The organism is Peptacetobacter sp. AB845 (genome assembly GCF_047528295.1).
Lineage (GTDB): Bacteria > Bacillota > Clostridia > Peptostreptococcales > Peptostreptococcaceae > Peptacetobacter.
This window is the reverse complement of record NZ_CP180001.1, coordinates 2,041,866-2,067,705: the sequence shown is the minus strand read 5'-3', so window position 1 is coordinate 2,067,705 and position 25,840 is coordinate 2,041,866. Positions and strand designations below refer to the sequence as shown.

The 25,840-nt window shown below is 34.2% G+C and carries 33 protein-coding genes; 29 read left to right on the top strand and 4 right to left on the bottom strand.

Annotation, left to right across the window (positions count from 1 at the left end):
• Positions 1-12: 12 nt before the first annotated feature.
• From ACK2WO_RS09810 to ACK2WO_RS09750, 13 genes are all read left to right on the top strand, one after another.
• Positions 13-564: a DUF2815 family protein gene (locus ACK2WO_RS09810; RefSeq protein WP_414697699.1), complete on the top strand. Its 552-nt coding sequence runs from the start codon at positions 13-15 to the stop codon at positions 562-564.
• Positions 548-2,509 (top strand): DNA polymerase, encoded by a 1,962-nt coding sequence (locus ACK2WO_RS09805; protein ID WP_414697698.1) that lies wholly within the window; start codon positions 548-550, stop codon positions 2,507-2,509. The genes ACK2WO_RS09810 and ACK2WO_RS09805 overlap by 17 nt, the downstream gene beginning before the upstream one ends.
• Positions 2,510-2,524: 15 nt before the next feature.
• Entirely contained in the window at positions 2,525-3,214 is a 690-nt protein-coding gene (locus ACK2WO_RS09800) for a sigma-70 family RNA polymerase sigma factor (RefSeq protein WP_414697697.1), read from the top strand.
• Between the two features lies 1 nt (position 3,215).
• A complete protein-coding gene (locus ACK2WO_RS09795) occupies positions 3,216-3,422 on the top strand; it encodes a hypothetical protein (RefSeq protein WP_414697696.1) in 207 nt (68 codons plus the stop codon).
• Positions 3,423-3,908 (top strand): winged helix-turn-helix transcriptional regulator, encoded by a 486-nt coding sequence (locus ACK2WO_RS09790; RefSeq protein WP_414697695.1) that lies wholly within the window; start codon positions 3,423-3,425, stop codon positions 3,906-3,908.
• 2 nt (positions 3,909-3,910) lie between these two features.
• Entirely contained in the window at positions 3,911-4,165 is a 255-nt protein-coding gene (locus ACK2WO_RS09785; RefSeq protein ID WP_414697694.1) for a hypothetical protein, read from the top strand.
• A gap of 184 nt (positions 4,166-4,349) precedes the next feature.
• Positions 4,350-5,066, top strand: a complete 717-nt coding sequence (locus tag ACK2WO_RS09780) for a phosphoadenosine phosphosulfate reductase family protein (RefSeq protein WP_414697693.1) — start codon at positions 4,350-4,352, stop codon at positions 5,064-5,066.
• Between the two features lie 61 nt (positions 5,067-5,127).
• Positions 5,128-5,454: a hypothetical protein gene (locus ACK2WO_RS09775; RefSeq protein ID WP_414697692.1), complete on the top strand. Its 327-nt coding sequence runs from the start codon at positions 5,128-5,130 to the stop codon at positions 5,452-5,454.
• A 3-nt stretch (positions 5,455-5,457) separates the two neighbouring features.
• Complete coding sequence (locus ACK2WO_RS09770) at positions 5,458-5,913, top strand: hypothetical protein (RefSeq protein ID WP_414697691.1); 456 nt, start codon at positions 5,458-5,460, stop codon at positions 5,911-5,913.
• Complete coding sequence (gene dut / locus ACK2WO_RS09765) at positions 5,903-6,328, top strand: dUTP diphosphatase (RefSeq protein ID WP_414697690.1); 426 nt, start codon at positions 5,903-5,905, stop codon at positions 6,326-6,328. Before ACK2WO_RS09770 ends, dut begins: the two co-directional genes overlap by 11 nt.
• Positions 6,328-8,739 carry a VapE domain-containing protein gene (locus tag ACK2WO_RS09760; protein ID WP_414697689.1) on the top strand — a complete coding sequence of 804 codons (2,412 nt, stop codon included), beginning with the start codon at positions 6,328-6,330 and terminating at the stop codon, positions 8,737-8,739. The genes dut and ACK2WO_RS09760 overlap by 1 nt, the downstream gene beginning before the upstream one ends.
• Positions 8,733-9,008: a VRR-NUC domain-containing protein gene (locus tag ACK2WO_RS09755; protein WP_414697688.1), complete on the top strand. Its 276-nt coding sequence runs from the start codon at positions 8,733-8,735 to the stop codon at positions 9,006-9,008. Before ACK2WO_RS09760 ends, ACK2WO_RS09755 begins: the two co-directional genes overlap by 7 nt.
• On the top strand, positions 8,998-10,596 hold the full coding sequence (locus ACK2WO_RS09750; RefSeq protein WP_414697687.1) for an SNF2-related protein: 1,599 nt from the start codon (positions 8,998-9,000) through the stop codon (positions 10,594-10,596). The genes ACK2WO_RS09755 and ACK2WO_RS09750 overlap by 11 nt, the downstream gene beginning before the upstream one ends.
• Here the strand turns inward: ACK2WO_RS09750 and ACK2WO_RS09745 are convergent.
• The 3 genes from ACK2WO_RS09745 to ACK2WO_RS09735 all read right to left on the bottom strand — a co-directional run bounded on the left by ACK2WO_RS09745 (position 10,591) and on the right by ACK2WO_RS09735 (position 12,617).
• Positions 10,591-11,472: a hypothetical protein gene (locus ACK2WO_RS09745; protein ID WP_414697686.1), complete on the bottom strand. Its 882-nt coding sequence runs from the start codon at positions 11,470-11,472 to the stop codon at positions 10,591-10,593. The two genes, ACK2WO_RS09750 and ACK2WO_RS09745, sit on opposite strands and share 6 nt — an antisense overlap.
• Before the next feature lie 52 nt (positions 11,473-11,524).
• A complete protein-coding gene (locus ACK2WO_RS09740) occupies positions 11,525-12,124 on the bottom strand; it encodes a hypothetical protein (protein WP_414697685.1) in 600 nt (199 codons plus the stop codon).
• Positions 12,125-12,278: 154 nt separating this feature from the next.
• A complete protein-coding gene (locus ACK2WO_RS09735; protein WP_414697684.1) occupies positions 12,279-12,617 on the bottom strand; it encodes a hypothetical protein in 339 nt (112 codons plus the stop codon).
• Positions 12,618-12,793: 176 nt separating this feature from the next.
• Between ACK2WO_RS09735 and ACK2WO_RS09730 the strand changes: the two genes are divergently transcribed.
• Positions 12,794-13,108, top strand: coding sequence for a helix-turn-helix domain-containing protein (locus tag ACK2WO_RS09730; protein WP_414697683.1), 315 nt, complete (start codon positions 12,794-12,796; stop codon positions 13,106-13,108).
• A gap of 233 nt (positions 13,109-13,341) precedes the next feature.
• On the opposite strand, the gene ACK2WO_RS09725 is transcribed toward ACK2WO_RS09730, so the two are convergent.
• A complete protein-coding gene (locus tag ACK2WO_RS09725; protein ID WP_414697682.1) occupies positions 13,342-14,010 on the bottom strand; it encodes a hypothetical protein in 669 nt (222 codons plus the stop codon).
• A gap of 844 nt (positions 14,011-14,854) precedes the next feature.
• On the opposite strand from ACK2WO_RS09725, the gene ACK2WO_RS09720 reads away from it, so the two are divergent.
• The 15 genes from ACK2WO_RS09720 to ACK2WO_RS09650 all read left to right on the top strand — a co-directional run bounded on the left by ACK2WO_RS09720 (position 14,855) and on the right by ACK2WO_RS09650 (position 25,701).
• On the top strand, positions 14,855-15,280 hold the full coding sequence (locus ACK2WO_RS09720; RefSeq protein WP_414697681.1) for a hypothetical protein: 426 nt from the start codon (positions 14,855-14,857) through the stop codon (positions 15,278-15,280).
• 277 nt (positions 15,281-15,557) lie between these two features.
• Positions 15,558-16,010, top strand: a complete 453-nt coding sequence (locus tag ACK2WO_RS09715) for a terminase small subunit (RefSeq protein ID WP_414697680.1) — start codon at positions 15,558-15,560, stop codon at positions 16,008-16,010.
• On the top strand, positions 16,000-17,229 hold the full coding sequence (locus tag ACK2WO_RS09710; protein ID WP_414697679.1) for a PBSX family phage terminase large subunit: 1,230 nt from the start codon (positions 16,000-16,002) through the stop codon (positions 17,227-17,229). The genes ACK2WO_RS09715 and ACK2WO_RS09710 overlap by 11 nt, the downstream gene beginning before the upstream one ends.
• A gap of 15 nt (positions 17,230-17,244) precedes the next feature.
• Positions 17,245-18,732 (top strand): phage portal protein, encoded by a 1,488-nt coding sequence (locus ACK2WO_RS09705; RefSeq protein ID WP_414697678.1) that lies wholly within the window; start codon positions 17,245-17,247, stop codon positions 18,730-18,732.
• On the top strand, positions 18,719-19,756 hold the full coding sequence (locus ACK2WO_RS09700; RefSeq protein ID WP_414697677.1) for a minor capsid protein: 1,038 nt from the start codon (positions 18,719-18,721) through the stop codon (positions 19,754-19,756). The genes ACK2WO_RS09705 and ACK2WO_RS09700 overlap by 14 nt, the downstream gene beginning before the upstream one ends.
• 160 nt (positions 19,757-19,916) lie before the next feature.
• Positions 19,917-20,507, top strand: coding sequence for a phage scaffolding protein (locus tag ACK2WO_RS09695; protein WP_414697676.1), 591 nt, complete (start codon positions 19,917-19,919; stop codon positions 20,505-20,507).
• Positions 20,508-20,527: 20 nt separating this feature from the next.
• Entirely contained in the window at positions 20,528-21,631 is a 1,104-nt protein-coding gene (locus ACK2WO_RS09690; RefSeq protein ID WP_414697675.1) for a phage coat protein, read from the top strand.
• Between the two features lie 2 nt (positions 21,632-21,633).
• Positions 21,634-22,053, top strand: a complete 420-nt coding sequence (locus tag ACK2WO_RS09685) for a hypothetical protein (RefSeq protein WP_414697674.1) — start codon at positions 21,634-21,636, stop codon at positions 22,051-22,053.
• Complete coding sequence (locus ACK2WO_RS09680; RefSeq protein ID WP_414697673.1) at positions 22,047-22,430, top strand: hypothetical protein; 384 nt, start codon at positions 22,047-22,049, stop codon at positions 22,428-22,430. Before ACK2WO_RS09685 ends, ACK2WO_RS09680 begins: the two co-directional genes overlap by 7 nt.
• 1 nt (position 22,431) lies before the next feature.
• Entirely contained in the window at positions 22,432-22,908 is a 477-nt protein-coding gene (locus tag ACK2WO_RS09675; RefSeq protein ID WP_414697672.1) for an HK97 gp10 family phage protein, read from the top strand.
• A complete protein-coding gene (locus ACK2WO_RS09670) occupies positions 22,899-23,327 on the top strand; it encodes a DUF6838 family protein (protein WP_414697671.1) in 429 nt (142 codons plus the stop codon). The genes ACK2WO_RS09675 and ACK2WO_RS09670 overlap by 10 nt, the downstream gene beginning before the upstream one ends.
• Positions 23,327-23,494, top strand: coding sequence for a hypothetical protein (locus ACK2WO_RS09665; RefSeq protein WP_414697670.1), 168 nt, complete (start codon positions 23,327-23,329; stop codon positions 23,492-23,494). Before ACK2WO_RS09670 ends, ACK2WO_RS09665 begins: the two co-directional genes overlap by 1 nt.
• Before the next feature lie 4 nt (positions 23,495-23,498).
• Positions 23,499-24,788, top strand: coding sequence for a phage tail sheath subtilisin-like domain-containing protein (locus ACK2WO_RS09660; RefSeq protein ID WP_414697669.1), 1,290 nt, complete (start codon positions 23,499-23,501; stop codon positions 24,786-24,788).
• Positions 24,789-24,801: 13 nt separating this feature from the next.
• Positions 24,802-25,275: a phage tail tube protein gene (locus ACK2WO_RS09655; RefSeq protein WP_414697668.1), complete on the top strand. Its 474-nt coding sequence runs from the start codon at positions 24,802-24,804 to the stop codon at positions 25,273-25,275.
• Between the two features lie 6 nt (positions 25,276-25,281).
• Entirely contained in the window at positions 25,282-25,701 is a 420-nt protein-coding gene (locus ACK2WO_RS09650; RefSeq protein ID WP_414697667.1) for a phage tail assembly chaperone, read from the top strand.
• The last annotated feature ends 139 nt before the right edge of the window (positions 25,702-25,840 follow it).

Here is a 25,840-nt window from a genome sequence, read left to right as displayed (position 1 = left end):
AGGTAAAGGAAAATGGCAGAATTAAAAATAAAAGCGAGATTATCATTTGTAAAATTATTTAGAGCAGAAAGCTATATGGGAGGAGAACCAAGATACTCAGTATCACTTTTAATACCAAAAGAAAACAAAAATACTATAAACAAAATAAAAGAAGCAATAGAAAAAGCTAAACAGGATGGTATGAAAAAACACGGATGGACTTCAGGAACTGTTAAAAATACTAACTTTAAAACACCACTTCATGACGGGGATATAAAATTTGAAGAAAACAGTTCTTTATATGAAGCTTATGAAGGTTGCATGTTCATGAACGCATCTAATAGAAAAAGACCAGTATTAATAGATTTAGATGGGGAACCTTTAACAGAGGAAGAACTTTATAGTGGTTGTTGGGGCAATTGCATACTAAGTATATATCCTTTTGATAAGGGTGGCGGAAAAGGTGTATCAGCTTCTATAAGAGGTGTTCAGAAATACAAAGATGATGTTAATTTAGGTGGAGAAGCACCAGTAACAGAAGATAGCTTCAGTGACTTTGGTGATGATGATGAGTTCTTCAAATAAAATATTATCAATAGATATAGAAACCTTTAGTAGTGTTGACATAGGAAAGTGTGGGGCTTACAAGTATGTAAGCTCCAAAGACTTTGAAATACTTCTATTTGCATATCGGTACAACGATGATGAAGTAGAAGTAATAGACATGACTAAAGAAGAACTACCGGAGAGTATTAAAAAAGACTTACTAGATACTAAAGTTACAAAGTGTGCTTTCAATGCAAACTTTGAACGTATAGCACTTAGTGTGTACCTTAAACAGTACTTACCACCAGAAGGTTGGGAGTGTACTATGGTAAAAGCTTTAACACTTGGTCTACCTGGTTCACTTGATGCTTGTGGTAAGGCTTTAGGTTTTAAAGACTCAGATAGGAAAATGAAAGCAGCAGGGACAAGGCTTATAAATACTTTCTCTAAACCTATCAAGCCTACTATAAAAAATGGTGGTAGAACTAGAAACCTACCAGAGCATGAACCCGAAAAATGGGCGGAGTTTATAGAGTACAACAGACGAGATGTTGAAGTTGAGATTAAGATAAGAAAGCTATGTGATAAGTTTCCAATGTTACCTGAAGAATATAAAGCATGGTGTACAGACCAACGCATAAACGATAGAGGTGTAAGACTAGACAAGGACTTAGCAGACAGTGTCATAGAACTTTCTGAGGCTTACTCAAAGTCTTTACTAGGTAGGGCTAAAGCTATTACTGGACTAGATAACCCTAATAGCTTACAACAGTTGAAACTTTGGCTTAGTAATAGGCTAGATAAGACTATAGAAGGATTAACTAAAGCTGATGTGTCAGAATTATTAGAAAACGATATAGATGCTGATGTAAGAAAGGTTTTAGAGATAAGACAAGAGTTAGGTAAGACTAGTACAAAGAAGTACGTCACAATGCAAAATAGCGTATGTGATGATGGTAGGATACACGGACTACTACAGTTTTATGGTGCTAATCGTACGGGACGTTGGGCTGGCAGACTTGTACAAGTACAGAACCTACCACAAAACAAAATTCCCGACCTTGAGTACGCAAAAGACCTTGTAAAAGGTAAAGATTTAGACGGAATAAAGCTTATATATGGAAGTTTCTTTAATACCATATCTCAGCTTATTAGAACTGCATTTATACCTTCTAAAGATAATAAGTTTATGGTAGCAGACTTTAGTGCAATAGAGGCTAGAGTTATTGCTTGGCTTGCAGGGGAACAGTGGAGAATAGATACCTTCCTACAAGGTGGTGACATCTACTGTGCATCAGCTAGTCAGATGTTTGGTGTTCCCGTTGTAAAGCATGGAGTTAATGGACACTTAAGACAGAAAGGTAAGATAGCAGAACTAGCACTAGGTTATGGAGGTAGTGTTGGAGCACTAACTAGTATGGGTGCATTAAATATGGGACTTACAGAGGACGAACTTCCAGAACTTGTAAGTGTGTGGAGAGATACAAACCCTGCTATAACAAAGTTATGGTGGGATATAGATAAAGCAGCTAAAAAGTGTGTTAAGAATAGAACTTCAACTAAGACACACGGAATAACTTTTAAATGGCAAAGTGGAATTATGTTTGTGAAGTTACCTAGTGGAAGGGAATTAGCATACTGTAAACCACATATCACAATGAATAAATTTGATAGTGAGTGCATAGGATATTGGGGTGTAGACCAGACAACGAAACAATGGTGTGAGATTAAAACATATGGTCCAAAATTAGTAGAAAACATAGTACAAGGGATAGCGAGAGATTGTTTAAGAGATGCTATTGAGAACGTTGTAGAGTTAGGACTTAAACCCGTAATGCACGTACACGATGAGATTATAGTAGATGCACCTAAGAGTGCAAGCTTAGATGAAATGGTAAAGGCTATGTGTAAAGTACCAGAGTGGGCTGAAGGTTTACCACTTAATGCAGACGGTTACGAATGTAGCTTTTACATGAAAGATTAAAAAGGAGGATTAGTTATGGAGGACTTAGCTTTAATGGCACAGCAGGGAGATATGCAAGCATACTCTCAGCTTTATACAGATCATGAAAGAATGATATATAAATTCGTAAGGAAATACAGTTTAGGGTTAGAAGGTTACGAAGACTTATATAGTCTAGGACTTGTATTATTTTGTGAGGCGGTAGAGAAATATGACCCAAACAAAGGAAAGTTTATAACAGTACTTGGTAATAACCTTGAATTTGGTTTTAGAACATATAAAAATAGAAAAAAAGATTATGCAGTAAGCATACCACCTACTTGGGCAGAACGGAGCAGTAAGTTGAACAGTTGGGTAAAAGAGTTTTCAGTTAAAGAAGGTAGATTCCCAACAGACGAAGAAAGTATGAAGTTTTTAAATGTAGACGAACAGAGATACAGAGATATAAGAAGTGTATTAAAACAAGATAAAACTGTTGACGTGTCTGAGCTACTGACAGTAAAAGCTTTTGACGATACAGAAGGAAATGCAACAGATAAAGTGTTTGTTAATCAGCTTATGAATAAGTATCTAAACGAGAACGAGAAAAAGACAATAAAACTTTTATTCTTTGACGATATGACACATTCAGAAGCAGCAGAGTTGTTAGGAGTATCTAACTCTTTAATCAGAAACCGTAAACAGAGAGCATTACATAAAATGAGAAAGGGATTGAAGGTGGCTTAGTATGAATTTTATAACAGCTATGGACGAAGTAAAGGAAAAAGGTAAAAGAGTTTATTTAGTAGGTTGGAATCCAGAGAAACAGTATGTGTATTATTCATCAGACGGAGAATATAAAACACATTTTTATGGATTAGAACTAAACTTCACAATACATTGGTGTGATATAGACGAGTACATCATGGAAGGTGTTTGGGAGGAGTTGGAGTAAATGCCTAAAAAAGTTGAATGGACTAAAGAAGAAGACGAATTTTTAATAGAAAACTATCACAAAATGACTTTAAGGGAGTTGTCAGCACATCTCAATAAACCAACACCTACAGTAGACAGACGTGCCAAAGATGTACTTCATTTAGGAAGTAAAGCTAGAATAGACGCAATAACTGATGAAGAGAAAAAGTTTGTAAAATCTAATTGGGAAACTATGACTATTACAGAACTGGCGAAAGAATTAGGTGTAAGCAGAAATAGAGTAAACAGTATATCAGAGATTTTAAAAAAAGAAGGTGTTATAAAACTGAAATATAGAAGATCTGAAATTGTAAGATTAAAATTAATACCAGCTAAACTGAAAGATATAAAAGATTTTATTTTAGAAATTGAAAATTTCAATGAGGCAGATATGTATGATATAGCTGATGAGGTAGAGGCAATTTTAGAAGTTATTAAAGAGAGACTTCAGGAAGGGATTGAATAAGAATGCATGGATCAACTAAAGTAAGAAGAAAAGTTGAGATATACAGAGTATTTTACTCTTACAAGACACAACGAAAAAATGTAAGAGAGAGCAGTTGTGACTTTATGGTTTTAGAAGGTACAGGCGGTAAAAATGAAGCAAGACGGCTATTTTATAAAGCCTTCCTAGATTATAACTTTAAAGAAAAACATAAAAAGATGTTTAACGGAAAAATTCTAAACGTCGAGCTTATAGAAGAGAAAGAGATTGAAATATAAAGAATATAAACCTATATTTCTACACCTTGTATAAAGGTTGGTAAGAGACAAAACGAAAGTAGCTTAATCGTGGAGTTGGAGTAAGGCTAAAACCGTAAAAACTGACGCCGAGAAAGCTGGAGAAGCTGGTCAAGAATTAGTTTATCCATTTAGTTTAGCTAATAACTAGATGGAGGAAATATAGGTGAAGAATATATTTAGTTTTAGTGGTGGGAAAGACTCAACTGCAATGCTTATAAGAGCACTTGAGATAGGCTTCCCAATAGATGAAATAGTATTTATAGATGTAAGATTTAGCGATACATTAGGTGGAGAACTACCTGAGATGTACGAGTATATAGATAAGATAGAAAAGTACATAAACAGACCAATTAAACGTATTAGAAGTGAGTATGTGTTTAATGAATATTTTTTCAATACTTATAAAAGAGGTAAAAGAGAAGGAACTATATATGGTTTCCCTCATACTCTTGGTGGTTGGTGCAATAGCAGGCTTAAGGAAAAACCAATAATAGAATATAAGAAAAATATTAAAGAAAACTACACAATGTTTATTGGTATAGCAGCAGACGAACCTAAAAGACTTGCTAGAATGACAGAGAATGAAAGAAGCTTACTTGCTGAATGGGGTTGGACTGAACAGGACTGTCTTGACTACTTGGAAAGTAAAGGACTTGCAAACCCTTTATATAAGAAGTTTAAACGTACTGGGTGTTGGTTCTGTCCTAAGCAAAGACTTGATAGCTTGAGAATTATTAGAAAAGATTATCCAGAGCTATGGGCAGAGCTTTTAAGACTAGATAAGTACAGTCCTGTATCATTCAAACCAAAATACACTGTACAACAGTTAGATGAGAAGTTTGAAAGAGAGGAACAGAAAAATGTTAATGAAGTTGTTTAGGATACTAGTTATATTCTGTATAACTACACTACTTTTAAGACATTTCAGATAGGAGGCTAATATGCGAATAAAGATTAATTTCGGTAAAAACAAATACACATATATAAAAGACATAATAAGAGTTGAGGATAATTCCTTCCTTAATAATATAGATGACTTCTATTTTGATGAGGATGAAGTTATAGCTAATGTATTTGTAAGTGAAAAAGCTGTTAAGCTTAAACCTAGTCCAAGCTTTAGAGAATGGTATTACAGAGCTTCTAAAGGTAGAAAGCTTACAAGTTTACAAGTAAAAAAATGTTATGTAGATGTACCTTTTATATTTGGAACTAAAGAAGTGCCTACAGGAGATAAGGTATTAATTTTAGACTTTGATGAGGAGGAATAGACAATGCAGCACAATATATGTCTAAAAGGTAAAAGCATAGTAGTTGAGAGTGTAGAAACGATAGATAAGGAAGTCTTACCTTATTCATTAGATTTCTACCCAGACAACTACTGTAAACGTGTAAAAGTTAAAAAGGTTATATACTACAGAAACTTAAATAAATTGGAATTGAAAACAGTTAGAAGTTTGTTCGCAAGATTTAAAAGAGATATAGAAAAAGTTGGTTTAGATAAGGCTATAAACATATTAAATAAATATATACTAGATGCAAAATTCAACAGAGTAACACTACTTCCAGAGGATATAGAAGAAATAGTTTTAAAACTTAAAGATGTTGATAAACTTTCAAATTATAAAGTTGGAGAGTACTTATCCTTCAACTATGGAGTGGTTTATGATGATAGTGCAGTAGGAAGAATATATAAACAAGCTAAAAGGAGTGAACAGAATGCTATTTAAAAAGTTAACAGAGGACGCAGTAACACCAGAATATGCACATGAAGGTGATAGTGGTTTTGATCTTTATACTGCTGAAGAAGTTATATTACTTCCGGGCGAAAGAACTGCTATACCTACAGGACTAAAATTCTTTTTACCTAGAGACCTAGGTATGCAGATAAGACCTAGAAGTGGAAACTCTTTAAGTGGAAAATTTGGAGACGTATTACTAGGCACAATAGATAACGGATACACTGGAGAAGTTAAGATAATAACTGCTAACTACTCTAATAAACCTATAACAATTCCAAAAGGTACAAAGCTTGCACAAGCTGTTATGGAAAAAGTTATAAACGTATCATTTACAGAAACAACAGAGGACTTACCTAACACTAATAGAGGTGAGAAAGGGTTTGGTTCTACGGGGGTGAGATAATGGAAGAACTTAAAATAGTTCAAAACCAAAACAGAGTATTAAACATAGCGGTAGCCGATAAGGCTACTGCTAAAAAATGGAAAAATATAACAATGACGTGGAAGGAAATACTAGAAAAACTTGATGACCCTATAGTGACAGATGAAACTGTAGAAGAGTATAAAGCTATGTCTACATCAGAAAAAGGTCGCATAAAAGATGTAGGTGGGTTTGTAGGTGGCTTTTTAAAGAACGGTAGTAGAAAACGGGGTGACGTACAGAGCAGAAGTATAGTAGCACTGGATATAGATTATCCTGTTGAAGATTTAATAGACTCATTATGTATTTTAATGCCTTATGAGGCTGCTTTATATTCAACTCACTCACACTACAGAGGGCATGAACGTTATAGACTTCTATTACCTTTATCACGTCCAATACTTCCAGACGAATATGAGGCAGTAGCTAGAAAACTTGCTGAGGAATTAGGTATTGAAATGTTTGACGATACAACATATCAGCCTAATAGACTAATGTATTGGGCATCTTGTCCAAAAGATGGAGAGTATGTGTTTGAGCAATTTGATGGTATATTAGTTGATCCAGATGAAATACTTGCGAAGTATGAAGATTGGAAAGATGTATCAACGTGGCCACATTCAAGCCGAGTAACTGCTAAAGTTAAAAGAGATTTATCTGTAGAAGACCCTACAGAGAAAGAAGGTATAGTTGGTACGTTCTGTAGAGCTTACTCTATATCTGAGGCAATAGATACTTTCCTTCCAGATGTTTATACAGAATGTGATATGTTGAAAAGCAGATACACCTATGTACTAGGAAGTACTTACGGAGGGGCAGTAAGTTATGAGGATAAATTCTTATACTCTCATCACAGTACAGACCCAACGTGTGAGCAGTTATGCAATGCTTTTGACTTAGTACGTATACACAAGTTTGGAGAATTAGATAAAAATACTAAAAAAGAAGGTATAGAATTACCTTCATATCAAAAAATGGTCGAATTTATACAAAAAGACAATGAGTTTAATCGTCAATTAGCTGAAGACATTGCTAGAGACGATAGGAGACTCAGAGAAGAGTTTGAAAACTTCGACGATGTAGATAACCTTGAAAAACCTTCTGAGCCAATTTACGAGCTTACTGAAAAGGGTAAAATTAAATCTACTGTAGAAAATATAGTAATTTTTATAGAAAGTCGGTTAAAAGATACAATTTATTATGATAGTTTCTCTTGTAGATGTATGACTACTGGAAAACTTCCTTGGTCTAAAGGTAGAGGACTTTCTGAGTGGAGAGATACAGATGATTCGGCACTTAGAAACTTAATTGAAAAAAGACTAGGTATCTTTTCTAAACCTAAAGTAGAAGATGCTATTAAGATTGTATTTGAAAGACATAAAAAGCACCCAGTAAGAGAATACTTAGATAGTCTTAAATGGGATGGAGTAGAAAGGGTAGATACACTTTTAATAGATTACCTAGGAGCAGAGGACATACCTTATAATCGTTATACAATTAGAAAAGTAATGGCAGCACTTGTTGCTAGAGTTTATAAACCTGGTATTAAGTTTGATAATATGCTAGTTCTTACAGGTGCACAAGGTTTAGGTAAGAGTACATTTCTTAATATCCTTGGTGGCAATTGGTACTCAGACAGTTTAACAACTGTATCTGGTAAAGAAGCTTTTGAACAGTTACAAGGTGTGTGGCTTGTTGAAATGGGAGAACTTACTGCTACTAAAAAGGCAGATATAGAGTCAATCAAACACTTCTTATCTAAACGAGAGGATAGATATAGACAAGCATACGGAAGACGTACAGAAAATTATCCTAGACAATGTGTAATTGTTGGTACTACTAACGATACAGAGTTTTTAAGAGATAGAACGGGTAATAGACGTTTTTGGCCTATTGATGTTGGAAAAGTTAAACCAAGTAAAAACGTGTTTAAGGATCTAACAGAAGAACGAGACCAGATATTAGCAGAGGCTATTGAAATCTTTAAAAGCGGAGAAAACTTATATCTTAATTATGAGCAGAATGAAGAGGCAACACTTGCACAACTTAATCATACTGAAAGTAGTGAACGTGAGGGTGCTGTACTTGCATACCTTGACAAGATGATACCGGATAATTGGGATAAGCTAGATATGTTCACTAGAAGAATGTACTACAGTAGAGAAGACGAAGTTGAAAGTGTCTTTGACTTTGAAAAGGCAAATCTAGTACAACGTGATACAGTATGTGCTATGTCAATATGGTGTGAATTATATGGAAAAGATATGGCATCACTTAAGAACGTTGATGCTAGGGAGTTCAGAGCAATTATAGAAGCAAGTGGAGAATGGGAACCTTGTAGAACTAGCTTTAGTATATACGGACGTCAAAGGGGGTATAAGAGAAAATGTTAGAAAAGGATATAGAAAAATACTTTTGTAACTTGGTAAGTGCAAAAGGTGGAAAAGCTATAAAGGGGGCTGGCACTGGTGTTGCTGGCTTCCCAGATAGAATAGTTTTAAAACCTGGTGGGAAAGTATTCTTTACAGAACTTAAAGCACCAGGGCAGAAACCACGTAAGTTACAAGTACATGTGATAGGTTGGCTTATAGATATGGGATTTAATGTGTATGTAGTAGATAGTAAAGAAAAAGCTTGTGAGGTGATAGACAATGAATTTTAACCCTCATGATTACCAAAAAACTGCTATTGAGTTTATAAAGACTCATGATAGATGTGCTTTATTTTTAGATATGGGTTTAGGAAAAACTGTATCAACTCTTACAGCTTTAAATGATTTGAGTGGTAGATTTATGTCTGGTAAAGTTGGAGAAAAAGATAATAGTTTAGAATGGGGGAAAAGGTATGTAATTTGCTCAAGAAAAAACGGCAAATCCAAAATCACCTATGAGAGTGCAAAAAGAAAAACGGCAAATCTGATTTTACCTTCAACGGCAAATCGAATTTCACCTAAATTTGAAAACGGCAAATCTAATTTCACCAAAACGGCAAATCCAATTTTACCCTCAGAGGGCAAATCGGTTTTTACCTTTCCTTGCTTGGTGATAGCTCCAAAACGTGTGGCACTTACCACATGGACGGACGAGGTTCGGAAATGGGACCATTTAAAGCACCTTGATGTTGTCAGTGCTGCAGGTCTAACACCTGCCAAACGTGGGAAGGTCCTGAAGGAGCCACACGACATATACGTGATTAACGTTGACGTCGTGCCGTGGCTTGTTGATTTATTCGGTAAGTCCTGGCCGTTTAATACTGTTGTACTTGATGAGCTTTCTCTTTTTAAGTCTCCCAGTTCTAAACGCTTTAAGTCCTTAAAGAAGGTTATAAGACAGTCCAAGCGTGTTATAGGTCTTACAGGAACGCCCCTACCAAATGGATATGAAGACCTCTACAGTCAAATATATCTACTTGATGGTGGGGAACGCCTAGGAAGGACTTTGACCGCTTACCGAGAAAGATTTTTCGTGCCTGACAAGGTAAATTATCAAACTGGCACCGTGTACAGTCGTAAGCTTAGAAGTCCAGACTGTAAAAGTAAGATTGACAACGCTATATCTGATATATGCTTATCTATGAAGGCCAAAGACTTCTTAAACATGCCACCTTTAACGATTAATAATATAACTCTATCCTTAGATCCGAAAACACTGAAGCAGTATAAGGAACTAGAAAAAGAGTATATTTTAGAAGTCGATACGGAAAACATAACCGCCCAAAGTGCTGCGAGTGTTAATATGAAACTTGCACAGCTTGCCAATGGGGCAGTGTATTCCGAAAGTGGTGAAGTCGTACATATCCACGACGTAAAGATTGACGCCCTGAAGGAGCTTGTTGAAACGTCTCCAGGTAATATATTAATTTTTTATGAGTTTAAACACGACTTTGACAGAATCGTTGACGCGTTCAAATCTTTAAAACCTCGAAAGCTTGAGACCTCTCAAGACCTTAAAGACTGGAACGAGGGTAATATTAAAATTGCACTGTGCCACCCTAAGAGTGCGGGGCATGGTCTAAACTTACAAGCAGGGGGCAATATTATTGTTTGGTTCGGCCTTCCATGGAGCCTGGAACTCTACCAACAAGCCAACGCGAGACTATACAGACAAGGCCAAACAAATGGCGTTATAGTCCATCAACTTATTGTAAAAAACACTGTAGACGTGGACAAGGTAGAAGTATTGGAAAGTAAGGAAGACAGACAAGAGACATTTTTAAAAGCGTTTAAAAGAAGAGTAGAAGGGACTTTATAAGTCCCTTTTTTCTTTCTTGTCGAATTTTACTTCTATGCCATGCTCTTCTAAAAAAGTTCTATAATATTTATCTTCCGCCTCTTGGCGTGCCTTTATTGCGTCCTCTTTATGTATATAACTACCAAGGGGTATAGTTTCGCCCTTAACCCAAATTTGAGCTATCCAACGCTTATTTCGTTTACTCCAATAAACACCAGTAACACCGCTTGTATTATTAGCTCTCAATTTAGGGTAATTAATAGCGGATGTATTAACATGGTCTATTATATATTTTTCCTGGAAGGCAGTAGAAAACTTTTTGTATATTTCCTCTTTCATCTCTTCAAATAGACAACCACAAGATTTTTTATTTCTTAAGTCATCCACAGTGGCAGTTGTTAGGTTGCCACATTCACAACGACATTCCCAAATAACAGCCCCGTTGCTTGGATCTCTTTTTTCTGTTGGTCTTACAACTGTTAAACGTCCGAATTTTTGCCCTGTTAGGTCTTTAGTTTCAAATTGGTTAGCTTTAGATTCACAACCGCAACTCCTAGATGGTCTATTTTTAGTTGTTAGCCTGTCCGACCTTATCCACTTAGTATTTCCACAATCACACTTGCAAAGGCACCATGTTCGGTTGTTCTCTCGTTTCTGATCTATAACTTCAAGCATTCCAAAACGTTGGCCAATTAAATTCTTTTTTATAATATTCTTTTTTCTAGGTTCTTTTTTCACATTTTTTTCGGCTTCCTGGCGTGCTTTTATTGCATCCTCTTTATCCTCAAAAAGCCCTAAAGAATAGCGTTTACCATTAATAGTTATTTGCGCCGTCCACTTGTCAGCTTTTTTATGCCAAAATACACCAGTAACACCGCTAGTATTATCTTTTCTCATTTTTCAAATCTCCTATAGAAAAGGGGACTTAACAAGTCCCCAATTTTTATATTTAAAACATTTCAACATCTACAACTTTTATTTCGTCGTCTTCTGTTTCAGTTAAAGTTATAAAGAAAGTGTTGTTGTTTCTTTCGCCATCTTCACATCTTACCTCTATTCCTTCGCTAGAGTCTATAAAGTTTATATCGCCGTCTTCTGGGTCTGTTTCGCCTATTGCCATAAATACTGCGTCCCCTATATCCTCTCTAGTTGGCCAACTGTAGCCGACCAACTGACTCTGTAAGTCTAAAAATCTATCTTCAGTTACTTCTTTAAATTTTAAAGATTTTATAACATCTGGAGCTTCAAAGTGAGAGTATATTTTATCCTCTTTATCACCTATAACATACATAACACTTGTTGCGTCTTCGTCTAATGTTTCAGATACTTCTTCAAAGTATTTAGCTACTGCCTCATGTACTTCATCAAGTTCGAAAACTTCATGATTTAAAAACTCATCAAATACATCGCCTACTGCTATTTTAACTTCTGGAGTTTCAAAGTTTTCCATGTCTAAGCTTTCGTCCTGTGCTGCTATTGCTATTAATTCTTTTTCTGTTATTTCGCTTACTTCATAATCAAATTTTACACCGTTTATTATTCTAGTCATTTTCATTTACCTCGTTTCGTTTTATTATTTGGAAGGGCTTTTCCCTTTCCTTGATTATATATTACTACAATTATATTACATTGTCAACTACTTTTTAAATAAATTATAAAAAGTTTTTTCCCTGGAAGGGGAGGGAGCCGAGAAGCTCCCGAAATTATTTATATTCAATCTTATTTTCTTCTAATACTTTTATAGCTTCAGATATTAATTCAACATGTCTAGCTTTTTTATTTAAATAATTTTTTAATTGTTTAACTGTTTTCTTTCCTGTTATTATTTTCGCCTTAACAACAGTATCAGCATTTTCAACTTCTATAGCTTTTAAAGTATTAGCGTTTATAGTGTAAGGTCCTTCGTTCGGGTCGTTTGATAGTTCCGCAAATACAAGATATTTTTCTGTAGATGCCCAAGGATTAAAGCCATTAGGAACTGTGTTACTTTCTAAAATTTCAACTTTTCTTGTTTTTCTACCTATTACTAAATCTTTTGTCATCTTGATTACCTCGTTTCCTTCTGTAATTTTTTATCGCTTTGTGTTACTATGGTTATATATTATCACGCATTGCAATAATATGTCAATACTTTTTATAAAAAAATATCACATAGTGATAAAATGTGATATAATACAGTTATTAAAGATAGGAGGAAGTTGTAATAATGTATGGGGATATGATTAAAAAGATAAGAAAAGAATTAGGATTAAATCAGAAAAATTTCGGGGATGCTTTAGGACTTTCACAGTCTCAAATAGGATCTATAGAAAAAGGATATAGAGCACTTACAGACCGTACCAAGAACGATATTATAAGAGAATATGGAGTGAATCCTGCATACCTAGAAACTGGCGAGGGTGAAATGTTTTTGCAGGAACCGAAGCAAAAAGAAGGTATAAAAAGATTAATTCCAAAATTGGAAAGTTTAACAGTAGAGCAGTTGGAAAGTATAGAAAAATTAATAGAAGCGTTTGGAAAAGTGGGCGAGTAGTCCACTTTTTTCGTTGTTTATATTTTAAAAAATTATGTTAATTTGTTAACTATATTTTAAAATGATTATATTGTATTGTCAACTAAAATATTATAAAAAATGTTGAAAAACTTGAAAAGGTGATTAATTAATAAGAATACAATTATATTAGTTGTGTAATTATTCAGTTTGTATACAAAATACAAAACATTTCTACTATATAAGGACATAAAAAAAAGCCTCTAGGTGACACCCTAAAGGCCTTTAAAAGTCGCGTAGTATATTTGTATACTTTCGTCTATCCAATTGTTCATAATGCCATTTAATTCGCTCATACGCTCCTTGTAGTTGCCTTGTGTCGGCAGTACCCCACCAATAAAAAGAGTGTCCGCATCTGGTGATATGTCGCTTAGATCATCCGTGATGAGCAACTGCATATTAGTTATGTATGCGTATACTTCCGGGAATTGCTCCGTGCTATGCTTTTTAAGTAGTGGACTTATTAGTTTAACAGTATATGAAGTGGCTTTCGGCTTATAAGCTTCTAAAACGCCCGATAGAGTAGTTAAACACATACCAGCTATAGTTTTATTAACAAATTTCTTTCGGCTTGTTTTAACTGTATTTAGGGGCTTATTAAATACCTTTGCTACTTCTTCCAGAGATAATATTTCCGTTTGTATATCTAGGCCTCTTGGAAAGTCTTCCGGCTCTTCTAGGTCTTTAATCTCTGGATATATATATTTAACAGCACTTTTATAGACTATAATTTGTATGCCTTTATAAAAATAGTCCTTATTTTCTATTAACTGCGCTTTAATTTTTAAATTAACTGCATCCCTATGTGCTCCAACTTTTTTGGCAATTGTAGTTGTGTCTGTGAAGAGATCTAGTAATTGTTCTTGTTGCTGCTTATCTAACATTTTATTTTTTCTCCTTTCTTTTTTACTTCTTACTTATCTAATTATATCATATTTTCCTACAATTGTATCACATTATCAACAAAAGTGGCCTAAAGTGGCCTAAAGTGGCTCAAGAAAATTGACTTTGTACCACCCTTTGAGCCACCCTCTAACCAAGTAATACCAATGCTTTCAGAGTAAGTGGTACAATTGGTACAAGAAATACAGTAAATATTTAGTAATTAGTTTTTATATTATATATACGTATACGCGCGCGCGAGGGAGTATATAGATGAGTATAGAAAAAGATTTTCGCGAAAACTTTAGGCCAATTGTACCACCTAAGCTTTTAAAAGTGCTACAAGTCAGTAATTGCAATGGTTTGATAGGGTGGCTCAAAGTGGCTTGACTCTGTAGCATTAGGCCACTTATTAGGCCACTTTGACACGTTAAAAAGCTTGTAAGCTAGTAATTGCAATGGTTTGATAGGGTGGCTCAAGTTAGGCCACTTTGAGCCACTTCAACTATGCTGTAAATATGTATTTTCGGAATAGTTGGAGAAAACATTGAAATTTCAACGATTATTTTTGGAGATTTGATTAGTTAAGTTTATAAAAATGTACAGTAATTAATTTTATAAAGTAATTTATACATATTATATTTATAAAATAAAAACAAACTAAAGAAGTTATTTAATTGTTATGTTTTTGTGGTTCGGTGTGCATATAATAGCCTAAAATGTAATAATTAAATATGTGTAAGACTTTTACATCCCATAGACTTATAAAAAAATACATAATTGAATATCTAAAAAAATAAAAGTCTTACAAACAACAAAAAAGAGATAGAGGAGAGGAGGAGCACAATGGAAGGAAAAGACAGAATAAAGGACGTCCAGAAGTTATTGTACAATTACAAAGCATATAAACGTATATTGACCGATAAGGCGCGGTTATTGGAAGAGATACGCTTGTATGGTCTACCTTCTAAGAGTTCCTCCGTATCTATCTATCCAACTACTACAGGAGACAAGAAAGATGATAAAGAGTTAGAAGAGGAAACGATTAAAACTCTAGAACATCAGATTTCACAGCTTACAAGGCACAAAAACCAAATAGATGGTGCTATGGAATTAATAGAAAATGACGAATATTATGGAATTATAAAATATAAATACTTTAATAAAATGACACATGCAGCAATAGGTCGCATGTTTAACATAGATCCCTCAGGAATAAATAGACATGATAAAAGACTTTTAAAAGAGTTAGCAAAAGTGATATTTGCTTAATGTCTCCTTATTCTACCTCACTACATCAAAAAATTACCCCTTGTAAATGTTATAAATTATCTATCGGAATGCACTAAATACGAACTAAAAACACACTCAAAATACATTATTTATATAGTAGTGTAGTAGTGAGGTATAATAAGGAGATAATGAAAATCTCTTTTCTTAAGCCATGACATAGTGCTTAAGTCCTCCAAAGATTAATGAAATATATATCCTGAAGTGAGACACTCAAAACGAGTGTCTTTTTTCATTTTTTGAAAGAAGGTGAGAACGTTTGAAATACGATAAAAATAATATAAAAGTTATAAAATTTGCTGAGTTTTACGTTGAAACGGGAAATGCTTTAGACAGTGCGAGACGTGCAGGATTTGATAATCCAATGGCAGCAGCTAAGGAATTAAGAAAAAAAGATTCTCCAGCACAAGAACTTATAAAAGAATATTATGCCAGCGTACAGAGTCCAAAAATAATGAGTAGTGTTGAAGTACTTGAAAGACTTACAAGCATAGCACGAGGCGAGACAATAGCTTATACACCTATGGTAGTTGGTAAAGGAGACGGAGTAAGTGAAGTTGAACATGTAGAAGTTACACCGTCTATACGTGAACAGTCTGACGCACTTAAAACACTAGGTAAGATATACGGACTAGACAAGGGATACGATGCGACTAATCAACTAGGTGGGGTTAGCATACAAATTGTAGGAGCTGATATGCTTGAGGATTAACCTTCCTGATATAGTCGGTCGAGGCTATGCTACCTATTGGAACTTTAAAGGACGTTATAGGGTATGCAAAGGGTCGAGAGCCTCTAAGAAGTCCAAGACAACCGCTTTAAACGTGGTATTTAGGACTTTAGAGTACCCAGAGTCTAATACTTTAGTAGTTAGAAAAACAGAAAGAACTTTAAAAGACAGTTGTTATGCCGATATTAAGTGGGCGATACATAGGTTAGGTGTGGATGACTTATTTATTTGTAAAGTTTCCCCACTTGAGATTATAAGAAAAGATACAGGGCAGAAAATATTGTTTAGAGGGTTAGATGATCCTTTGAAAATAACTTCTATAACTGTTGATGTTGGTTATCTTAATTTCTGTTGGATAGAGGAATGTTATGAAATAACAGACGAAAAAAGCTTTGACATGCTTGATGAGTCTATAAGGGGACAAGTCCCAATGGGAATGTTTAAACAAATAACACTTACCCTAAACCCTTGGAACGATAGGCATTGGGTAAAGAAAAGATTTTTTGATGTACAAGACCCCGACATATTAGCTATGACAACAAATTATATGTGCAATGAATGGTTAGATGATGCCGACAAGCGAGTATTTGAACGTATGAAGGTCCAAAACCCTAGACGTTATCAAGTGGCAGGGCTTGGCGAGTGGGGAATTGTAGAAGGTGTTATTTTTGATAATTGGACAGAAGAAAAATTTGATATAAACATGATAAAACGTAAATACACTCAAATATACGGGCTTGACTATGGATACACTAATGACCCGACAGCAGTTTTTATGGGTGCAATAGACCCAGACAAGAAACGTTTATATGTGTTTGATGAAATATACGAATACCATATGTCGAATGAAAAAATAGCCGACGTATTAAGAAAAAGGGGTATAGCACATATGCAAATAACTGCCGATAGTTCCGAGCCAAAGTCTAACGATAGACTTTATGAGTTAGGAATAAGAGGGATAAGAAGAGCAAGAAAAGGAAAAGACAGTATAAACAATGGTATAGACTTCTTACAAGATTATGAAATTATAGCACATCCACAATGTGTAAACTTCCTAAAGGAAATAAGTAATTACACATGGGCGGAGGACAAGTTCGGTAAAAAACTAAACATACCTAATGACGAGTTCAATCACTTAATGGATGCTATGAGATACGCTTGTGAAGACTATATGAGAGGTCCTATTTATAGTTATAGATAGAGAGGAGCTTTGAGAATGTGGAATTTTATAAGAAAGGGGGTAGCGAGACTGAATAACTACATAAACAAAGAAATTGGAGTAAGTCCTGATAATTTAGAATTATTAGCTAAAGAGGTTACAAGGTTTTTACATAGTCCCGAAAGACTAGATATGTTAAAAGCTTATGAGTATTACAACGATAACCAAGACATATTAAGACACAAAAGGACTATGATTAATGAAGACGGAGATATTGAAGAAGTAACTAACGTAAAAAATTACAAAGTTATAGACAATATGTACGCAACACACGTTGACAAGAAAGTATCCTATCTAACGGGTAATAAATTTGCAATTAAGACGGACAATGATGCATACACTGATGTACTTGACGAATATTTTGACTTAAGACTAAGAAACAAAATAAAAATGGTATGCGGTGATATGGTTAAATGTGGTGTTGGCTACCTACACCCCTACTACAAAGATAATGAGTTGAAATTCAAAAGATTTAAACCTTATGAAGTAAAAGTCTACTATGCAGATGATGAGAAAGAGGAAATAGACTTTTTCTTTAGACACTACACAAATAGAGTCTACACAAATAGAGTCTACACAAGAGGCTACAATGAAGAATTTGTGGAGTATGTAGATGTTTATACTAAAGAAGGTGTGAAGACTTACAAATACGTTAATAATCACTTACTTCCTACAGGAGAAGAGGAAAAAAGTTATTTATCTTTTTCTGACGGTAGCAATATGAAGTGGAAAAAGTTCCCCCTTCTAGTATTTAGATACAATGAAGACGAACAAGTACTTTTAAACAGAATTAAATCACTACAAGACGGTATAAACTTAATAACGTCTACATTTGAAAATAATATGCTAGAAGATGCAAGGGATACAATACTTGTTGTAGAAAATTTCGACGGTACTAATCCAGGAGAATTGAGACACAACCTATCAACGTATGGAACTATTCAGATAAGAAATACTGAAGGTGGTAGCGGTGGAGTATCTACTCTAAAACTAGAGATTAACTCCGAAAACTACAAAATAATATTAGAGCAGTTTAAGAAAGCTTTAATTAAAGGTATGAAGTCTGTTGATGTTGAGGACTTAAAGTCAGGAACACCTAATCAGATGAACATACAATCTATGTTCAGTGAAATAGACCAAGACGCAACTAATATGGAAAATGAAATGTTAAAAACATTAGACGATATGTTGTGGTTTATTGATATAGACATAGCTTTAAAAGGACAAGGTAATTTTGAAAATGAAAAAGTTAATATCATATTCAATCGAGACATGCTACAAGACGAAACGTCTATAATAGACAATACTGTTAAACTTATAGGTCTTGTATCTGACGAAACTTTACTTGCACAAATACCTTTTATAGATGATCCAGCAGCAGAAAACGATAGAGTTAAAAAGCAACGTGAGGAAGAACAGCCCGAAGAGTTTAAAATGGGTTATGGTGGAAACGATAAGGACAAGGTAGAAGATGATGAGGAGTAGCAAGTATTGGCAAAAACGATTTGAGCAGTTAGAAGAGAGTCGATACAAGATAAACGATAAAGTAAGACAAGAAGTCGAGAGAGAGTATGAGAGAGCTATTAAGCGCATAGAAAAAGAGATACGTGTATTCTATCATAAGTTTGCAGATAACAACGGAGTAACGTACTCACGGGCTAAGAAGATGCTTAACGCACGTGAACTCAAAGAGTTTAAGTGGGACGTGTGGGAATACATTGAAAAAGCTCAAGAAAATGCGATTGAGGGTAATTGGATAAAAGAACTTGAAAACGCATCTATCAGATTTAGAATATCTAGGCTTGAGGCTTTAGAACTTAAAATACGAGCTATAGTAAATGATATGGAAAATACAGTACTTGAAAAAGTTGATAATCATATTACTAACTCTTATCAATCAACTTACTATCATACAGCTTTTGAAATACAAAAAGGTATTGGTGTAGGTTGGGATATAGCAGCAGTGGTTCCAAGTCACATCGTTATGATAAAATCTAAACCTTGGACAGCAGACGGGACTAACTTTTCTAAAAGGATATGGGGAAAGCATAGACCAGAACTTATAAAGTATTTAGAAAAAGAACTTGCACAAGCTTTAATACAAGGTAGACACCCTAACGAGCTTGTAGAAGATATGGCTAAAAGATTTAATGTTACAAAACATCAAGCATCCAATTTAGTTATGACAGAGAGTGCTTATATAGCCTCTGTAGCACAAAAAGATTGTTACAATGAACTAGATGTCGAAGAATACGAAATAGTCGCTACTCTCGACACTAGAACTTCTAAAATATGTCAAGATATGGACGGAGAAGTATTCAAAATAAGTGAGTATGAACCTTGGGTAACTGCACCGCCATTTCATAACTTTTGTAGAACAGTAACAGCACCATATTTTGAGGATGCTACAGATAAGAGATGGTATAGAGATGCTGAAGGAAATACTGGTCATGTAGATGCGAAAATGAAGTACCACGAATGGTATGATAAATACATTAAAAATAAATAGTGTTGCTCAAAGTCAGTAGACCATTGAGGACCATACCGAGTATAAAACTCGGTATTTTTTATGCAAAAAATCGTCTTTTTGGTATTAAGACGTAAAAGATAAAGACAGAGTTCACCGACTGAACGGTGTAAAAAAATGTACTGAAAAGGAGAAAAAGAAAATGGAATTAAAACAGCTTTTGGACCGAGGAATAGACGAACAGTTAGCAAACGAAATATTAAATTTAGCTAAAAACGATTTAAAAGATATGGTACCGAGGTCAAGATTAAACGAAGAAACATCTAAAAACAAATCTCTTAATGATACGGTTACTGCACTTAACAGTAAGATAGACACACTAACTTCTAACGCATCAGATAATGCAGAGTTAAACAGTATCATAGAGCAGTTAAAAACTGAAAAAGATAATTTACAGAAAAGTTATAACGCAAGCTTAGATGAAATGCGTATTAATAGTGCAGTTGAATCGGCTTTAAGAGATGCAAAAGCGAAAAATATTAAGGCAGTGTTACCTTTCATAAACAAGAACGATTTAAGACTTACTGAGGACAAAACTCGAGTATTAGGACTTAGTGAGATTGTAAAAGACCTTGTTGAAGGAGAGGACACTGCCTTTTTATTTGAGGGGAAAAATACCACAAAAATTGATGGTATCGAACCTAAAGAAACTAACGTTAAGCCCAATGAAAAACCAAAAAATGAATGGACTTATGAAGATTGGGTGGCAGAAATTGAAAGACAAAATAAATAATTTAAAGGAGATAAGATAATATGGCAATAACAGCTACAACTTCAAAATTCGACCATAAGTCGTTTAACCCAGAGGCTTTTGGTAAGTATATAGAAACTATACCAGACCTTAAAAAGAATGAATTTTTAAAAGCAGGAATACTTGTAGGAGATACAAGAGTAAGAAGTGCATTTATGGATCAAACTGGTTCATCATTCGCTCAGTTCCCTATATTCGGTTTACTAGATGGAGAACCTATAAACTATGATGGAGTTAATGATATAACTGCTCAGACTACTAAAACTTTTACTCAGACAATGGGTACATTCGGTAGAGCACAAGCTTGGACAGAAAAAGACTTCTCTTATGACATAACAAGTGGAGTTAACTTCATGACTCATGTAGCATCAAAAGTTTCTAAATATTGGGATGATAAGTTCCAGGGAACATTACTTAAAATATTAGAAGGTGTGTTCTCAATGACAACACCAACAGCAAACAAAACTTTCGTTGATACACATACAATGGATATAACTGGTAAAGGAACTGCTGATGACCCAGGTAAAGTTGGTGCTGATACACTTAACAACACTATGCAGAAAGCTTGTGGAGATAACAAAGACGTATTCAAACTTTGTATAATGCACTCAACTGTTGCAACAAACTTAGAAAACTTAAAACTATTAGAATACATGAAATACACAGATGCAAACGGTGTAGAAAGAAGTTTAGGATTAGCTACTTGGAACGGTAGAGTAGTTTTAATAGACGACTCTGTTCCAACAGTAAAAATATCTAAAGTAGGTACTGCTGAATCTGAACCTAACTATGTAGCAGAAGGTACAGGATATGTAACTTATGTATTTGGTTCAGGTTCAATAATATATGAAGACCTTCCAGTAAAAGTGCCTTATGAAATGGATAGAGACCCTAAAACTAATGGTGGTTTAGATACTCTATACACAAGAAAAAGAGCAGTTATGTGTCCTAAAGGAATATCATACACTGGTAAAAGTCAAACATCTAACTCACCTACAGATGCTGAATTAGCTAAAAAAGAAAACTGGACTTTAGTAAGTGATGGCGAAGGTGGAACTATAGACCCTAAAGCTATAGCAATAGCTAGAATAATATCAAGAGGATAGTCATGATAGACATAGATATGACTGTTGGGTATAAAAAAATTCAACAGTTATTAAAAGCATATAATGTGAAATTGAAGGAGACCGATGAGTCTCTTATTTTTATGCTTGTAGAGGAAGTGGAAGAAGAAATTAAAAACTTTTGCAATATAAAGTTAGTGCCACAAGAACTTCATACTGTAGTAGTTAGAAGGGTTTGTGGCCACTTCCTTGACATTAAAGGTTGGTCTACTAAAGATTTATCACAAAACGAGTCTCAAGAAGATTATGGCGAAATTAAAGCTATGACATTAGGTGAATATCGTATGGAAGTAGATACAGGAATAGATAAGGAAAAAATAAAAATCAAAGCTAAAGAAGTTGAAAGTCTTAAAAAATATGGAAATGAAATGCTTTACAAGTATAGGAGATTAGTCACATGGTAAGTACTAAAAAGTTTATGGAACTTATGAAAAAAAAGATTGAGGCAGATTACCCCGATACAGCTACAGTGTCGACAATGGTTAAATCTAAAGACCCAATAAGTAAACAATCTGATGTAAGGGAAACAGTACTTTTAACAGATATACCTTGTAGACTTTCCTATCTTGTTAAAGGAAGTGGACCTTCCGTAAAAACAGACACATATGACATATCTTCAAATATCGTAAAACTCTTTTTAGCACCAGAACACGACATACCTATAGGAAGTAGAATAACTGTTCATCATCAAGGTGAACATATTAGATACGAGTGTGCTGGTATACCTAAGAAGTATCCAACTCACCAAGAGATTGAGATGCTATTAAGTGAGGCTAACTAATATGGGTAGAGGGGGTAGCTATAACTACAGAGATTTGGTCGCACTAAAGAATAATCTTGAAAAGACAATAGTTGAAATAGATTATTTTTGCGACGTCTTAACTAGAGAACTTGCAGCTAGACTCCTAACTAAAGTTATTAAAAGGACACCCGTTAGAACGGGAGTACTTCGTAGAGGTTGGACAGCAGGTAAAGATGTGAAAATTGGTGAGTATGCCAACTCTCTATCTGTAAGACACGTTAACGGAGAATACATAATAACTATAGTAAACCCTGTACATTATGGGATATATGTCGAGTTTGGACACAGACAAGAAGTAGGAAGGTACGTTCCAGCTATAGGAAAACGTCTTGTAAACCCTTGGGTAAAAGGACAGTTTATGCTGACATACTCTGAAAACGAGTTAAGAAGTGAAGCACCTGACATTATTAGAAAAAAGCTAGATAAGAAACTTAAGGAGGCATTTAGATGGTTATAGATGCTATAACAAATAAATTAGATGAGTTATTCGGTGATAGTGCTGAGTATATAACAGACAATGTTGTTATAGACTTAAACCCACCGTGCTTTATGGTAAAAATGCTAGAAAGTAGTTCTACTGATTACATAGGTGGTAGAAAAGGTATTAAACGTACTTTTGTATTAACTTATGTATCTGATAAAGATAGAGCTAGTGGAAGACAACTAGACTTAAATAACGTGTCTGATAGATTACTTTTAGAATTTGATTTTCTTACTGATCCTTATAATCCTAATGATATATACAGACCATACGAGAAAAATATAGAAAGAACCGAGGGTGAACTACACTTTACTTTCAACATATTTGAAACTTATAGAAAAGTGATAGATGCACCTAAGATGAATAAATTAACACAGACTTGGAGATGTAAATAATGGCAACTAAAAAAGCAGAAGTGAAATTTACTAAAGAACAGATAGTGGAATCACTTAAATATAAAAAATATAGAGATGTACTTACAGCCTTATTAGACGATACAAAAGAGTATTCGTTTGATGAGGCTGATTTTATTTTAAAAGATTATTTAGAAAGAGAGGTATAGGCTTATGGCATTAGGTGGTGGTGTATGGACTACACAAAACAAAATAATACCAGGTACGTATGTAAATATAGTTGGTAAAAATGTCAACAGTTCTGACAATGAACGTGGTGTTGTAGCAGTTCCCGTTGAATTAGATTGGGGAGAAGCTAATAAAGTTATAACACTTACAAAAGAAGAATTTGAAAGAGATGCACTTATACTATTTGGTTATGAATATGATGACCCTAAACTAATAAAGCTTAGAGAAGTATTCAGACACGCAACTAAAGCACACATATATAGAATGTGTAAAGACGGTGTAAAAGCTAGTAATGACATAGCTGAGGCAAAGTTTGTTGGAACTAGAGGTAATAACATAACTATAGTTGTAAAAACTAATGTTGACGAACCTTCTAAGTTTGACGTTGAAACTATGCTAGATGGAAAAAGAGTAGATAGACAAGTTGTAGCTAAATCACAAGATTTAGTTGAAAATGCGTTTGTTACTTTTAAACAACCTAGTCTTTCAGCATCAGCAGGGAAACCACTTATAAGTGGTACTAATGGAACAACTATAACTGGTAAAGAACATCAGGAGTTTTTAGCTAAAGTAGAACCTTATAAATTTAACTGTTTAGTTTGCCCTTCTAAAGATGAAGCAACTAAAAAGATATATACAGCTTTCACTAAGAGATTAAGAGATGAAATAGGACAGAAATTCCAAACAATAACTCATAATTATACAGCAGCAGACTATGAAGGAGTTATATCAGTTAAAAACAATACTGAACCAGATTTAGTTTATTGGGTAGCTGGTGCATCGGCTAGTATACCTTTAAATGGGACTTTACTTAACATGGAATATGACGGTGAGTATGCAATAGATACAGACTACACTCAGTTTGAACTTGAAATGTGCACAAGAAATAAAGAGCTTGTGTTCCATAAATCAGGTGAGGATGTAGTTCTATTAAACGATATAAATACACTTAAAACTTACACAGATATAAAAACTGAGATATTTACTGAAAATAAAGTAATAAGAGTAACAGACTCAATAGCAATAGATACAGCTAACATTTTCAACAAAATGTATTTAGGAAATTATACAAATTTAGCAGATGACAGAGTATCACTTTGGAATAGCATATATTCAAAACTTAAAGCTTATGAAACTGCTAAAACAATAGATAAGTTAGATCCTAAAGATTTAAAAGTTGAAAAAGGAAGAGAAAATGACTCTGTATTGGTAACAGGTAACTTAACAATAGTACGTAACATGGCTAAAGCTTATGTGACATTCAACGTAATATAAGGAGGTATGTAGAATGGCTAATGGAGTAATGAAAGCAAAGGACACTATAGCCGGTAGCTTGGCGACTTGTTACGCGACTATAGAAGGAATAAGATATAACTTTATGCACGTTATAAATTTAGAGGCAAAAATAGATAAAACTAAAACAGAAGTACCTATACTAGGAAAAACTGGTAAAGGTAATAAGTCTACTGGTTGGAGTGGTACGTTTGAAGGAACTGCACACTATAACATGTCTGTTCTTAGAGAGCTTTTAAGAAAGTATAAAGAAACTGGACAAGACATATATTTTGATATGCAGATAACTAATGAAGACCCAACTTCAGCAGCAGGTAGACAGACAACTATATTAAAAGATTGTAACCTAGATGGTGGCATAATAGCTAAGTTTGATGCTGATGCAGATTACTTAGATGAAGACATATCTGGTACATTCGACGACTTCGAAATACCAGAAACATTTAATTTACTAGAAGGGATGAAATAGTAGAAAATGGGATTAACAGAATTTTTAGCTAAAAATAAAAGAACTTCAAAAGAAGTAGAATATACAATATCGAACGATTGGTTAGACGAAAATGGAAAACCAATCGTTTTTAAGTTAAGAGCTATTCCAGAAAAAATAGACAGAGAACTTAGAGAGTCTTGCATGAATATAGTTACTAATAAAAGAGGTCAAATTGTTAAACAGTCTTTTGACAATAATGGATATATGATTAAGCTAGTAGCTAAAAGTATAACAGAGCCTAATCTAAGAGATGCATCACTGCAAGATGCTTATGGAGTAACTAACGAATGGGATTTACTAGGAGAAATGTTGAGTTCAGGAGAGTTTGCTAACTTATTTACTAAAGTACAAGAAATAAATAATTTTGAACCTATGGATGATTTAGTAGAAGAAGCAAAAAACTAATACTCGAGGAAGATTATGAAGCTAATATACGGCATTATTGCTTACATCAGTTACATATTCTTCCTCGTGATTTTGACAACCTTGATACTCAAAGTAAAGCTTTTGTTATAGCTTCTATTCAAGTTAAAATTGAAAAAGA